Source organism: Sphingomonas lacusdianchii, assembly GCF_022664395.1.
In the GTDB taxonomy this organism is placed as follows: Bacteria; Pseudomonadota; Alphaproteobacteria; order Sphingomonadales; family Sphingomonadaceae; genus Sphingomonas; species Sphingomonas lacusdianchii.
This window is the reverse complement of record NZ_JAKRET010000004.1, coordinates 249,203-261,539: the sequence shown is the minus strand read 5'-3', so window position 1 is coordinate 261,539 and position 12,337 is coordinate 249,203. Positions and strand designations below refer to the sequence as shown.

General features: G+C 66.3%; 10 protein-coding genes. 4 read left to right on the top strand and 6 right to left on the bottom strand.

Features of this window, described 5'->3' with window-relative positions:
* Positions 1 to 5: 5 nt before the first annotated feature.
* On the bottom strand, positions 6 to 293 hold the full coding sequence (locus tag MF607_RS07915) for a DUF3297 family protein (RefSeq protein ID WP_242117161.1): 288 nt from the start codon (positions 291 to 293) through the stop codon (positions 6 to 8).
* Positions 294 to 463: 170 nt separating this feature from the next.
* A complete protein-coding gene (locus MF607_RS07910; RefSeq protein ID WP_242117159.1) occupies positions 464 to 895 on the bottom strand; it encodes a hypothetical protein in 432 nt (143 codons plus the stop codon).
* A gap of 143 nt (positions 896 to 1,038) precedes the next feature.
* Here MF607_RS07910 and MF607_RS07905 point away from each other — a divergent pair, with 143 nt between their 5' ends.
* Complete coding sequence (locus MF607_RS07905) at positions 1,039 to 1,437, top strand: EVE domain-containing protein (protein WP_242117157.1); 399 nt, start codon at positions 1,039 to 1,041, stop codon at positions 1,435 to 1,437.
* A gap of 52 nt (positions 1,438 to 1,489) precedes the next feature.
* On the opposite strand, the gene MF607_RS07900 is transcribed toward MF607_RS07905, so the two are convergent.
* On the bottom strand, positions 1,490 to 2,770 hold the full coding sequence (locus MF607_RS07900) for an MFS transporter (RefSeq protein WP_242117155.1): 1,281 nt from the start codon (positions 2,768 to 2,770) through the stop codon (positions 1,490 to 1,492).
* A 393-nt stretch (positions 2,771 to 3,163) separates the two neighbouring features.
* Positions 3,164 to 3,949 (bottom strand): 2-keto-4-pentenoate hydratase, encoded by a 786-nt coding sequence (locus MF607_RS07895; RefSeq protein ID WP_242117154.1) that lies wholly within the window; start codon positions 3,947 to 3,949, stop codon positions 3,164 to 3,166.
* Between the two features lie 118 nt (positions 3,950 to 4,067).
* Between MF607_RS07895 and MF607_RS07890 the strand changes: the two genes are divergently transcribed.
* Positions 4,068 to 5,096, top strand: a complete 1,029-nt coding sequence (locus MF607_RS07890; RefSeq protein WP_242117153.1) for a LacI family DNA-binding transcriptional regulator — start codon at positions 4,068 to 4,070, stop codon at positions 5,094 to 5,096.
* Positions 5,097 to 5,245: 149 nt separating this feature from the next.
* Complete coding sequence (locus MF607_RS07885; RefSeq protein WP_242117152.1) at positions 5,246 to 6,790, top strand: carboxylesterase/lipase family protein; 1,545 nt, start codon at positions 5,246 to 5,248, stop codon at positions 6,788 to 6,790.
* On the opposite strand, the gene MF607_RS22905 is transcribed toward MF607_RS07885, so the two are convergent.
* Both MF607_RS22905 and MF607_RS07870 read right to left on the bottom strand, forming a co-directional pair.
* The gene (locus MF607_RS22905) at positions 6,787 to 7,875 is read right to left on the bottom strand and encodes a ThuA domain-containing protein (protein ID WP_347340868.1); all 1,089 of its coding nucleotides are present in this window, start codon (positions 7,873 to 7,875) and stop codon (positions 6,787 to 6,789) included. The genes MF607_RS07885 and MF607_RS22905 overlap by 4 nt on opposite strands.
* On the bottom strand, positions 7,872 to 9,251 hold the full coding sequence (locus MF607_RS07870) for a pectate lyase family protein (protein WP_242117151.1): 1,380 nt from the start codon (positions 9,249 to 9,251) through the stop codon (positions 7,872 to 7,874). Before MF607_RS07870 ends, MF607_RS22905 begins: the two co-directional genes overlap by 4 nt.
* A gap of 231 nt (positions 9,252 to 9,482) precedes the next feature.
* Here MF607_RS07870 and MF607_RS07865 point away from each other — a divergent pair, with 231 nt between their 5' ends.
* Positions 9,483 to 12,326, top strand: coding sequence for a TonB-dependent receptor (locus MF607_RS07865; protein ID WP_242117150.1), 2,844 nt, complete (start codon positions 9,483 to 9,485; stop codon positions 12,324 to 12,326).
* Positions 12,327 to 12,337: the final 11 nt, after the last annotated feature.

Sequence of the window (12,337 nt, the reverse complement as noted above, 5' to 3'; positions counted from 1 at the left end):
ACGCGTCAGGCGTCGTCGCCCTTGGCTGCTTCGTCAGCAGCTTCCGCACCCTCGGCCGGCGTCTGGAAATAGGCCTCGACCGGCCCGGTCAGCTTGATGGTCAGCGGCTGGCCCTTGCGATCGACCTTTTTGCCGAGCGCGACGCGGATCCAGCCTTCGGAGATCGAATATTCCTCGACATCGTTGCGCTCGACACCCTTGAAGCGGATGCCGATGCCGCGCTCCAGCACGGGCTGGTCGAAATGCGGGCTGCGCGGATTGATCGAGAGGCGATCGGGGGGCGTATCAGTCATGGGCGCGGCCCATGCCGCAAAACGGCCCGCCCGCCAAGTGCAAAGGGCGGAGGATCGCTCCCCCGCCCGCTCTGCCGTTCGGTGCCGGCCCGCTCCCCCTCCCCGCCACCCATAGCATATCCTGACTGGGTGGCGGGGAGGGGGAGCGGGCCGGCACCGTCTGTCAACGATCAGTTACACACCCGGACGCGAACCGTCTGGTCGTAATAGGGATCGTAGCGCCGCTCGACCCAGCAACGCTGATAATCATTGTAGCGATAGGCGTAATAGCCATCGTTCGGATAGAATCCGCGCTGACGATAGAAACGATCGTCATAATCATAGGCATAGCCGCGATCGCGATAATAGCGGTCGCGATAGCGCCGGTCGTTCGCGCTCGATGCCAGCGCCGCGCCGATCGCCAGCCCGGCGATCCCGGCGACGACGGCCGCCCCGCCATTGCCGCGATTGCGGTTCCAGCCCCGGTCCCACCCACGATCATAGCCGCGGTCCCAGCCACGATCGTAACCGCGACGCCATTGCGCCTCGGCCGGGGCGGCAGCGGTCAGCGCGGTCGCCGCCAGCGATAGCCCCAGGCCCGCCTTGGTCAGCAAGGTCTTCATGCCAATCTCCTCAACATGCGTGGGGGCTGTGCTGCCCCGTGTCGCGTCGACGCACCTGCGCCGATCGTCGGGTGATGGCAGAAAGCGACTGAACGCATGCGGAATGCTATATTCACCGCCGGTTTATCGTGGAGGGCAAGGCGATGGCATATTGGCTGCTGAAATCCGAACCCGACAGCTATGGCTGGGACGATCTGGTCCGGGACGGCGGCACCGAATGGGATGGCGTACGCAACCACGCCGCCGCCAAACATCTGCGCGCGATGGCGATCGGCGACCGCGCGCTCTTCTATCATTCGGGTAAGGACAAGGCGGCGGTGGGCATTGCCCGTATCACCCGCGCCGCCCGGGCCGATGGCGACGAAGGCTGGGTATCGGTCCACGTCGAACCCGACCGCCCCCTGCCCCGCCCGGTGACGCTCAAGGCGATGAAGGCCGCGGAGGGGTTGCAGGACATGACGATGCTCCGCCAGTCGCGGCTGTCGGTATCGCCGGTGACGGAAGCGGAATGGGGCGTGGTGATGGGGCTGGCAGAGGACTGACCGCGCCATTTTCCAACCCATTCCCCAGACAACGGAATGATACTGGACGCCCTTACGCCCCCTCCACCCGCGCCAACCGCGGCGACAGCAGATGGACCAACGCCAGCGCCACGAAATAGGCCGACCCGGCAACGAAGAACAGCGGCGCATAGCTGCCGATGCCATCCAGCACATAGCCGGCATATTTCGCCATCAACATGCCGCCCACCGCACCGACCGTCCCGCCGATCCCGACGACCGATCCCACCGCCGCGCGCGGAAACAGGTCGGAGGGCAGCGTGTACAGGTTCGCCGAAAACGCCTGATGCGCCGCCGTCGCGATGCCGATCACCAGCACCGCCACCCACAGATTGTCGATCGACTGCGCGAACAACACCGGCAGCACCGCGAACGCGCAGACCAGCATCGTCACCTTGCGCGCATAATTGACGCTCCGCCCGCGCGCGATCAGCCGCGACGACAGCCATCCCCCGGCGACGCTGCCCAGATCGGACAGGAGATAGATCGCGACCAGCGGCGGCCCGAAACTCAGCAGGTCGAGATCGTAGCGGTCGCCCAGATAACCCGGCAGCCAGAACAGGAAGAACCACCAGATCGGATCAATACAGAATTTGCCGAGCGCATAGGCCCAGGTCTCGCGCTTCGCGATCAGCCGCCGCCATGGCAGCGGCTGAACCGGATCGGCCGGGTCCTGTTCGATCCATGCCAGCTCGCCCGACGACACCTTCCGATGCTCGCGTGGGCTACGATAGAAGATCAGCCACGCGACCAGCCAGACGAGGCTGACGACCCCGGTCACCACGAACGCCATCCGCCAGCCATAGGCGACGGTCAGCAGCGGCACCGCCAGGGGCGTGATGATCGCACCGACATTGGCCCCGGCATTGAACACGCCGATCGCGAATGCCCGCTCCTTGGCCGGAAACCATTCGGTCACCGCCTTGATGCCCGCGGGGAAATTGCCCGCCTCGCCGACGCCGAGGCCGAAGCGCGCCATCGCGAACTGCGTCACGCTATACGCGCCGCCATGGGCGATATGCGCGACCTGCCAGATGACGAAGGCGACCGCATAGCCCATGCGCGCGCCGATCACGTCGACGATCCGCCCGAACCCGATATAGCCGATCGCATAGGCGAGCTGGAAAAAGAAGATGACGTTGGCGAAGTCGGTCTCGGTCCAATGGAGATCACTCGACAGCGTGGGCTTGAGCACGCCGATCATCTGTCGGTCGACATAGTTGATGACCGTCGCCATGAACAGCAGTGCGACGATCCCCCAGCGATACCGCCCCGCCCGCCCTGCCGCGCGCTCGATGCCGTCAGCCTCAGCCATTATCCGCCTCCTCTTGCCTGTTGCGATCGGTCTCCCGACCGATGTTCACGCGCCCCCTTGTTCGGGGATCTTTCTTGGATACGCTCCGCCTACCATGGGGCGGTCCGTGCCGCCCAATATCCGACCATCGGCCGCGTGCCGGCCAAGCAACCTACGGACGGATCACCGCCCTCCCCCACCGTCACTCCGGGCGCACGGCGGGACCTCTACGAACCTATTTTCTCGTACCCCGGCGAAGGCCGGGGTCCAGTTGGGAAGGCTTTTGCGCACCTTACCGACGTCACCGCAACTGGACCCCGGCCTTCGCCGGGGTATGACGAGTTTCAAGGTGATCGAGGGACTTTCGCAGAGGTCTCGCGCAAGGTCGAGGTGGCGAAGAGCGGGACTCGTCCATCAGCCACCGACCCGCGCAGCCACAATCCCGCACGCCACCCGCATGTCACCGAAATCGGCCGCGAACCGCTGCCCCGGCGCGATCTGATGCACCCCCGTGACCGCGCCCGACGACACCCATTGCCCCGGCTCCAGCGTCCGCCCGCGCGCGGCCAGACAATCGACCAGAAACGCCACCGCGCCGATCGGCCCGTCGAGCATCGTCCGCGCGCTCGCTCGGCCCGCGACCGCATCGTCGATCCGCGACTCCACCGGCCAGTCGAGGAACGACAGGTCGCGCCATCCCGGCACTTCCTCACCGATCAACAGCCCGAAATTATTGCCGTAATCGCTGATCGTCACCACCGGTCCATCGGCGTTGATCCCCGGATAGGGCGAACTGGCGATCTCGACCCCGACATGCACCGCGTCGACCAGGTCCAGCGCCTGATCGAGCGTCAGGCCCGACAGCCCGGCCGACGACCGAGCGATCCGCACGCAATATTCGGCCTCGGCCGCCGCGAACCCGTCGGCGATCACCGGCAGGGCTTCGGTCTCGGTTCCGACCACCTGATCGACGAAGATCGGGCCCGCCAGCCGGTTGCTGCCCAGCGTCGTGTCGAGCGGCGCGTTGATCCGCCCGACCTTCCACCCGACGACCTGCCGGCCATCGATCGCGATCGCGCGGTCCTGGATCGCATAGGCTTCCGCCAGCGTCGTCGGCCGCTCGCCCGGATAGATCGGCAGCCCGCGTGCCTGCTGCCGCGCGCCGACGAAAGTGTGCGCGATCCGATCGCGATTATCCATGCCCCTAGCCTCTCTCGTTACTTCATAACGGGTAACGGAAACCGGTGTCAGTCACAAGGGTACAAAATCGACCGTGCGGGACATTGGCGGACGCCACGACCCAAGCTATCGCTGCCCCATGAAGAAAAGCGGCCAACCGACGATCAACGACGTCGCCCGACTTGCCGGCGTCTCGAAAAAGACGGTCAGCCGCGTCATCAACCAGTCGCCGTTGCTGAACAGCGACACCCGCGAAAAGGTACAGGCGGTCATCGCCGACCTCGGCTATATCCCCAATCCGCAGGCACGCGCGCTGGCGCTGCGCCGCAACTTCCTGATCGCGCTGATCCACGACAATCCCAATGCGCAGATGGTGTTGCGCGTGCAGCAGGGCTTGCTGGAGGTGCTGCGCGATACCGAATTCGAATTGCTGGTCCATCCGGTCGATCGCGGCGCGCCCGACATGCGCGACGAAATCCGCCGCTTTCTCGAACGCCAGCGCCCCTATGGCGTCATGCTGTTGCCGCCCATTTCCGAAAACGATCTGCTCGCCGATCTCTGCACGCAGATCGGCTGTCGCTATGTCCGCATGGGCTCGGCGACGTTCGACGATCCCGCGCATATGGTGTCGTCGAACGATCGCGAGGCGGTACGCGGCGCGATCGACCATCTGCTCGCCGCGGGGCATCGCCGTATCTGCATGATCGCCGGCCCGCACGGCTTCCGCTCGGCCTTCGAACGTCAACAGGGCTATGAGGAGGCGATGGAGGCCGCCGGTCTCGGCGTACAGCGGACATGGATCGCGCAGGGCAATTACCAGTTCGAATCGGGGATGCGCGCCGCCGAACGGCTGCTCGACCTGTCGCCGCGCCCGACCGCGATCTTTTCCTCCAACGATGAAATGGCGGCGGGTGCGCTGCACATCGCTCGGCAGCGCGGGCTGGACGTACCCGAGCATCTGTCGATCGTCGGCTTCGACGACACCTCCATCGCCTCGCACCTCTGGCCGCCACTCACCACCGTCCGCTGGCCGATCGCCACCATGGCCCGTGCCGCCGCGCTGAAACTCATCGGCGAGGATGAAGAGGACGACGCCGAACCGTCCGAACCGACGATGTTCGTCTCGACCCTGATCCGCCGGGCCTCGGTCGCCAAACCACAGGCATGACTTGCAGGCGCCGATGACACCGATTACCATTAACTTGTATCGGTAGCCGTAGTCCGTCGCCCCAGCGCAGGCTGGGGCCTTTCTCCGCAGGAGCGCGGCCCGACGCCACCACCGGCAAAGACCGGCTTCGGACGCAAGGGAGAGGCCCCATGACCCCATCCACCACCCGGCGCGACATGATCGCCGGTGCCGCCGCCCTCGCGCTGGCCCGCCCCGTGCGCGCCGCACCCGCCGACCCCGTCGTCACCGCCCCCGCCGGCCGCTGGCGCGGCAGCACCGAAGCTGGCATCCACGTCTTTCGCGGCATCCGCTACGGCACCGACCCCAGCCGCCAGCGTTTTCAACCGGTTGCCGCACCCGCCCCATCGCGCGAGACACAGGCCGCGACCGAATTCGGCCCCTCCTGCCCGCAACGTGCCAACATCGGCGATCAGGACGAGGACTGCCTGTTCCTCAACGTCTGGACGCCGGAGGCACGCGCGGGCGCGAACCGCCCGGTCATGGTCTATCTCCATGGCGGCGCCTATTCGAACGGCACGGTCGTCGAACCCCAGGTGTTCGGCCATCATCTGGCCGCGTCGGGCGACGTCGTGGTGGTGACCGTCAACCACCGGCTGAACGCGCTTGGCTATCTCTATCTCGCCCGGCTCGACCCGCGTTTTCCCGACAGCGGTAATGTCGGACAACGCGATCAATTGCTCGCACTGGCATGGATACGTGGCAACATCGTCAACTTCGGCGGCGACCCGAACCGCATCATGCTGTTCGGCCAATCGGGCGGCGGCGCGAAGATCGCGACCCTCATGGCCATGCCCGCCGCCCGCGGGCTGTTCCACGCCGCCGCGACGATGAGCGGCCAACAGGTCACCGCCTCCGGCCCCCTAAACGCCACCCGCCGCGCAGAGGCCTTCCTGACCCGCCTGAAAGCGACTCCGGCCGAAGCCGCCACCCTCCCCGTCGCCCGGCTGATCGACGCGCTCGACGCCGAAGACCCGATCCTCGGCGGCGGCGTCTATATGGGTCCGGTCCTCGACATGCGGTCGCTCGATCGCCATCCCTTCTGGCCCGACGCCCACCCGCAAGGCCGCGATATCCCGCTGATTCTGGGCAATACCCGCGACGAAACCCGCGCCTTCGTCCCGCTCGACGGACCGGTGCTGCGCGGGCTGAACTGGGACAATCTGGCCGCGCGCATGGCCCCGCAACTGCGGATCGACGCTCATCCCGAATGGGTCGTCGCCCAGTATCGCCAGCGCTTCCCGACCCTATCCCCGACCGACCTGTTCTACGCCGCCACCACTGCCGCCCGCAGCTGGCGTGGCCAGTTGATCGAGGCGGAACAACGCGCCGCCGCCGACGTTCCGGCCTGGGTCTATCAGCTCGACTATAGTTCGCCGCTCCGCCCCGGCGGCGGCGCCGCGCATACCGACGACATTCCGCTGGTCTTCGGCACGCTCGACGCCCCCGGCGCGGTCTGCGGCACCGGCCCCACCGCCCGCGCCGTGTCGCAGCGGATGCAGGCCGCCTTCGTCTCGCTGGCAAGGCACGGCAATCCCGGCGGAAACTGGCCGCGCTACACCCTGCCCCGCCGCCAGACGATGCTGTTCGACACCGTCAACCGCGTGGTCGACAACCCGCGCGGCTGGGAACGCGACCTGTTCGCCCGCTTCCCCTATATCCAGCCCGGGACCTAACGCACCGGTGCGGTCAGCGGATAGGCGACGACCAGCGCCAACGGCTTCGCCCCCCGCTGCGCGATCCCGACGGTCGCGCCGCTGTACAGATACACCGTCGTCCCCGCGCCGACGCGCCGAGTGACGCCATCGCTGGTCACCTCGCCCTCGCCGGCCACGACCTGATAGACCTCGTCATGGCCGATCCGGTGCAGACCGATCGCCGCGCCCTTGTCGAGCGTCCGGCGGCGGAATTCCATCGTCCGGCCCGGCACCCGGTCGGTGATGCGCCACGCCGTGCCCGAACCGATCTTCCCATGCGGTGGCGCTTCCGCCACTCGCGTCGACGCTTCGTCGATCACGACCATCGCCGGCGCCTTGGCCCGTCCCGCCGCCCAGTCGAGCGCTCCGCCGACATGCGCCAACAGGCGGGGATCGGCCCAATTCTCCTTGCGATGGCCAAGCCCGGTATAGAAGACGCGCCCCTGCCCGACACGGTGTGCCCATGCCAGCGGCTTGGGGTTCACGTCGCTCGCCCCGATCGACTGCGGATCGAAGGTCAGCAGCGAATCGAGATCGGTCGACAGGTCGCGAAAGCCGTACCATTCGTCAGGGATACGAAACTTGTCAGGCAGCGTGTCGATCGCCGGATGCCGCTCGGCCGACCGCGTCACCTCCGCCTCCGGCACGCCCGGCGGATGCTGGGCGAAGCGGCCGCCGATCATCTTCGCATACCATGGCCAGTTATAGTGCGAGTCCGCCGCGGCATGGATCGCGACCACCCCGCCGCCGCCCTCGACATAGCGTTGCAGGGCATCGCGCCTGGGCCCGACGAACCATTCGGTCTCGGCCCGCTTGGGATCGGTGGTCGTCGACACCAGCACGATCGCGGCATAGTCCATCGGCTGGTCGAACACCGCCGGATCGTCGCTCGCCACCGGCTCCAGCCCGCGTTCGCGCGCCAGCCGGTCGATCGCGGCGACGGCGGTCGGGATCGAATCATGCACGAACCCGGTCGCGCGGTGGAAGAGCAGCACGCGCGGCGCTGCGACCGCCGGCACCGCACACAGCAGCGCCACTACGGCGACGACGACCCGGCGGATCATTGCCGCATCGCCCGGTCGCGCGCCGACAGCGATTCCTGGATCGGCCCCTTTTGTCCCGGATAGCGTCCCGATTTCGGCTCCATCGTGGTAAGATCCCATTCTGCTTCGACAAAAGGCGCCGTGGTCGGCACCGGATGCGGATATTCACTTACTTCGCGTTCGTCGTCGATGACCTTTCCGCGCCCCTCGGCCACGAAAAACAGCACGCGGATATCGTCGGCATCGCGGTCCCATGGCCGCGCCCCGGCATTGGCCAGCACATGCGTCTCGACATCCTGCGTCGGCAATACCGGCAGGCCGGTCGGCCAGACCGGCGGCGTCTTCGCCTCGATTAGCCTGGCGCGGGTCACCCCATAGCGCCCGAACATCGGCAGCGGATTGCCATGCTGGTCGACCGCGACATTGTCCCGCCCGTGATAGCGCAGGTCGCCATCGCCGCCGAGCATCAGGAACGGCAGCCCGGCATCGGTCGACGGCCCGCCGCGCATGACGTTGCCGACCGCCGACAGCTTGCCCTCCTGATATTCATGCCCCGCCCATTCGAGCGCCATGAGGTTGTAATGCACCGCGCGCTTGGCCGGGTCGTAGATCAGGTTGTTGACGACCGCCGCCTGCACCCCGCCCTTCAGCAACGGGCTGCGCTCGACATTATGCGCATAGACGTTCCGCCAGATCAGGATTCCCGTCGCATTGTCGTGGATCAGCGACCCCTTGCTATGTTCGCCCTTGGGATGGCTGGCATCGGCCAGCCCCTCAGCCAGCAGATTGTAGCTGAAGGTGATGTCGTGGCTGGTGCCGCGTCGCCAGTCGTCAGGCGTCGCGCCATCGAAGCGCGGACCCGAGGCGGACAGGTTTTCGTCGAGCGCCCAGGTCATCGTGCAGTGATCGACGATGACATTGTGCGCCGACACGGTGTTCATCGCATCGACCTCCCACCCCGATCGCTTGGGCTGTCCGTCCAGCCCCGGCCGCACGCGCAGGTGCCGGACGATCACGTCATGTGCGCGGATATCGATGCCGCCGCGGATCAGCGTGATGCCGGGCGACGGCGCGGTCTGCCCGGCGATGGTCAGAAACGGTTCGGTGATGGTCAGCGTCGAACGACCGAGATCGATCACTCCGCCGACCTCGAACACGACGATGCGCGGCCCCTTTGCCTCCAGTGCGGCCTTGAGCGATCCGGGCCCGTCGGCCGCCAGCGTCGTCACGCGCAGGATACGCCCGCCGCGCCCGCCGGGCGTCACCGCGGCCCAGCCCTGTGCGCCGGGAAAGGCGGTCGCGGTGGTCGATGCCGGGGCGGTCTGCGCCGATGCCGGCAGCACGACGCCCGCGATCGACAGCAGGCCGCCCAGGGCCAGGCAGGTCAGTCGGTTCATGAATTTTCCTCTCCGCGCGCTTCTTGACAGCTTCGTCGTGACGGCACAATGTCGCGTTGACACCGGTTTCTCAAGCCGAAAACGGCAAAACCGGAATCTTGGGGCTCAAAAGGTGCCGCAGGGTAGGTTCGACGGCGGTGCGGAGCCAATTCTCCGCCTCGCCGACCAGATGATGAGATCAGGCACAAGCAGATTGCGCCCGGTGTCATCACGACAGGGAGAGGGTTTGCAATGCAGTTTCATCACCGCCGTCACATCGTCCGCGCGCTGCTGGCCGCAACGTCGCTGGTCACGCTGACCGGCACCGCGCATGCGCAGGATGCCGCCCCTACGGGCACCGATCCGGCACCGACCGCTGCCGAGGATGCCGAAGCCGAGATCGTCGTCACCGGGTTTCGCGCGTCGCTCAACGCCGCGCTGAACGTGAAGCGCCAGTCGGTCGGCGCGGTCGACGCGATCGTTGCCGAGGATATCGCCAAATTCCCCGACCAGAACCTTGCGGAATCGCTGCAACGCATTCCCGGCATCGCTATCCAGCGGGATGGCGGCGAAGGCCGCGCGATCACCGTCCGCGGTCTTGGCGCGCAATTCACCCGCGTCCGCGTCAACGGGCTGGAAACGGTGACGACGTCGAGCGACGGTGCCTCGGCCAATCGCGACCGGTCGTTCGATTTCAACGTGTTCGCATCCGAACTGTTCAGCTCGATCGTCGTGCACAAGACCGCGTCGGCCGATCTGGACGAAGGGTCGCTGGGCGCGGTCGTCGACCTGAACACGGGCAATCCATTGGCGGGCAAGACCGGTCTGACCGTCGCTGCATCGGCGGTCGCCAACTATAACGACCTGTCGAAAACGGTCGGTCCGCGCTTCGCCGGGCTGATCGGGTGGAAATCGCCCGACGGCACGCTCGGCGCGTCGATCTCCGCCGCCTATCAGGACACACGTACCAAGGAGATCGGCAACAACACCGTCCGTTGGGCGCAAGCGCGCTTCGATTCGGTCGACGGCACCGCCTGCTGGACCGCACCGAACCGGGGCGGCACCTATATCGCCAGCGCCGCCTGCGACCGCGCCGCCCTGTCCTTCCACCCGCGCATCCCGCGCTATGGTGAGGTCGAGCATAGCCGCGAACGGCTGGGCCTGACCGGCAGCGTGCAATGGTCGCCGACCGATGCGACCAAGGTGTCGATCGACGGTCTCTACTCGCGCTTCCGTGCCGACCGCCGCGAAAAATGGGGCGAAGTGCTGCTGCGCTCGAACGAGCGGCAGATCGACGTACTCAACCCGACCTATGACGACAATAACAACATGGTGTCGGCGACGCTGAACGATGCGTGGGTCCGCACCGAACATTATTTCCGCCAGTCGCAGACCGAATTCTACCAGATCGGCGGTACCTGGGATCAGGACGTCAGCGACAAGTTCCGCTTCACCCTCCTCGGCGGTGTTTCCAAATCGGATGCCAGCGTGCCTGTCGAAACGACGTTGGTGTTCGACGATCGCGATGCGCAGGGCTATCGCTACGATTACAGCAACAAGAATTTGCCGCTGCTGGCATTCGGTACCAGCGTCACCGATCCCGCCAATTTTCAGCTCGCCGAAATCCGTGACCGGCCATCGGACGTGGTGAACCAGTTCAAGACCGCACAGCTACGCACCGAATGGGACGTGGCCGAGGGGTTCCAGGTCCGTGCCGGCGGCATGTGGCGGCGCTACGACTATGACATCACCGCCTTCACCCGCGACACGGCGGTGTGCGGCAATGGCGGGCGCGATCTGGTGCTTGGCACCATCACCTGTTCGGCTAGCACCGCCTTCGGCCCGACTGCCGTCTATGGGTTCCAGGCGACCAGCGCGCTGTCGGAACTGTTCACGCTGAAGGGATCGAACGCGCCGTCGGGCACCTCGCTGCAATGGCTGATCCCCAATTTCGATGCGGTGACCGACTTTACCGGCCTGTACGACCGCCCGCTCGCGCTCGACGTCGGCAATAATCGTGGCGTGGTCGAGGAGACCAAGGGCGGTTACCTGCAATTCGATGCCAAAGGCACCGTGTTCGGCCTCGAATACGCGGCTAACGCCGGCATCCGCTACGTCCGCACCGATCAGTCGTCCTATGGCATCAACAGCGGCGTCAACGTGACGGTGCAGCGCGATTACGAGGATTGGCTCCCCTCGATGAACGTCGCGCTGTATCCGACCAGCGACATCATCGTGCGCGGTGCGATCGCGAAGGTCATCACCCGCCCGTCGCTCGGCAATCTCACGCCGGGCGGATCGGCCGACGGTTTCAACTTCCGGGTCACGACCGGCAATCCGTTCCTCGACCCGTTCCGCGCGACCAATTACGATCTGGCCGCCGAATGGTATTTCGCCCCACAATCGGCCTTCTCGGTCGCGCTGTTCCGCAAGGACGTGGCGAGTTTCCCGGTCGCGGTCGCGCGCAGCGGCACCTTCACCGAAACCGGACTGTCGCCGTCGGTGCTGGTGTCGTCGTCTCCCGCCGCGCTCAACCCCGCGCTCCAGTCGCAGGATATCTGGACGATCTCGACCACCGGCAACGGGCAGGGCGCATCGCTCGACGGGATCGAAATCGCGTTGCAGGCGCCGTTCCGCTTCCTGCCCGGCGTGCTGCGCAACTTCGGCGGGATCGTGAACGCGACCTTCGTCCGGTCCGAAGCCGATTATACGCAACAGGGTCCGGCGACGACGCCCGGCGGCGCACTGCCGACCGTTACCCGCACCGAGACACTGTACAATGTGTCGAAGCGCCAGTTCAATGCGACGCTTTATTATGAAGACGACCGGTTCAGTGCCCGCACCTCGGTCGCCTATCGCGGTCCCTATGTCGATGGCGGATCGGGGACCGGCAATATCTTCGAAGGCTATGATTCGATCGCCAATGTCGATGCGTCGATCCGCTACAAGCTGACCGATTTCCTCGAACTGTCGCTGGAGGGGACGAACCTGACCGATGCCTATCGCCGCCGCATCGTCGACGTCGATGCGCGCCGCAATTACGAGAACAACCATTTCGGGCGCACGCTGCTGGTCGGCGCGCGGGTGAAGATGTGAGCGGCCTTTCG

Bases quoted from the DNA above. Each gene is read 5' to 3' on its own strand.
- MF607_RS07915 (WP_242117161.1), bottom strand. From the start codon at position 293: ATGACTGATACGCCCCCCGATCGCCTCTCGATCAATCCGCGCAGCCCG.
- MF607_RS07910 (WP_242117159.1), bottom strand. From the start codon at position 895: ATGAAGACCTTGCTGACCAAGGCGGGCCTGGGGCTATCGCTGGCGGCG.
- MF607_RS07905 (WP_242117157.1), top strand. From the start codon at position 1,039: ATGGCATATTGGCTGCTGAAATCCGAACCCGACAGCTATGGCTGGGAC.
- MF607_RS07900 (WP_242117155.1), bottom strand. From the start codon at position 2,770: ATGGCTGAGGCTGACGGCATCGAGCGCGCGGCAGGGCGGGCGGGGCGG.
- MF607_RS07895 (WP_242117154.1), bottom strand. From the start codon at position 3,949: ATGGATAATCGCGATCGGATCGCGCACACTTTCGTCGGCGCGCGGCAG.
- MF607_RS07890 (WP_242117153.1), top strand. From the start codon at position 4,068: ATGAAGAAAAGCGGCCAACCGACGATCAACGACGTCGCCCGACTTGCC.
- MF607_RS07885 (WP_242117152.1), top strand. From the start codon at position 5,246: ATGACCCCATCCACCACCCGGCGCGACATGATCGCCGGTGCCGCCGCC.
- MF607_RS22905 (WP_347340868.1), bottom strand. From the start codon at position 7,875: ATGATCCGCCGGGTCGTCGTCGCCGTAGTGGCGCTGCTGTGTGCGGTG.
- MF607_RS07870 (WP_242117151.1), bottom strand. From the start codon at position 9,251: ATGAACCGACTGACCTGCCTGGCCCTGGGCGGCCTGCTGTCGATCGCG.
- MF607_RS07865 (WP_242117150.1), top strand. From the start codon at position 9,483: ATGCAGTTTCATCACCGCCGTCACATCGTCCGCGCGCTGCTGGCCGCA.